Source organism: Neisseria sp. P0021.S005, assembly GCF_051956955.1.
The window spans coordinates 1-617 of record NZ_JBQCWY010000861.1 but is presented as its reverse complement, the minus strand read 5'-3'; the positions used below and the strand labels follow the sequence as shown (position 1 = coordinate 617).

The following is a 617-nucleotide window of genomic DNA, read 5'->3' as shown; positions in this document are numbered from 1 at the left end:
GTAATATTCCATCAACTATCCTTTTTGGGTAAATATCGGCTCAAATAGGAAAATTGAGCGATAAAGAAAACAAACAAAAAACCGGTAGAGCCGAACATTTTGTAATTTACCCATTGTTCTTTGAAGTGGGTCAATACAAACCAGTTGGCAATACCTAAGAAAATCATGAATGCGCACCAGGCATAAGTCAGTTTGCTCCACACATGTTCGGGCAGTTCCAACTCTTTGCCCATAGTCGCTTTTAATCCGTTTTTCCCGCTTAGATGGCTGATCAGCAAAACCAATGCGCCAATCCAGAACAAAACGGTCGGTTTCCACATGATAAAACGGTCATCAGGAAGTAGAATGGTCGCGCCGCCGAATACGACGATCAGGATCAAGCCGACCCACTGCATCGTATCGAGTTTTTTGTATTTCCAGTAAGTAAAACCTGCCTGCAAAATGCCGAATACAACGGCAACCGCAGTCGCAGTAATCATGTTTTTCGTGATTGTGTAAGTCAGGAAAAACAAGATGACTGACAATAAATTGATTAAAACTTTCATAATCAAACAAACAAAAAAGATGAAACAAATCGGCTCAACGCTAATCATACTGTCTCTTATACAGATTTGACG

At 40.5% G+C, this 617-nt stretch carries 1 protein-coding gene; it reads right to left on the bottom strand.

Translation table 11 applies throughout. From position 1 onward, the window contains the following. Positions 1 to 11: 11 nt before the first annotated feature. Positions 12 to 545 (bottom strand): septation protein A, encoded by a 534-nt coding sequence (locus tag ACTHUE_RS19815; protein ID WP_440424258.1) that lies wholly within the window; start codon positions 543 to 545, stop codon positions 12 to 14. Positions 546 to 617 lie beyond the last annotated feature (72 nt).

Coding starts and splice junctions, on each gene's coding strand:
- ACTHUE_RS19815 (WP_440424258.1), bottom strand. CDS start 545: ATGAAAGTTTTAATCAATTTATTGTCAGTCATCTTGTTTTTCCTGACT.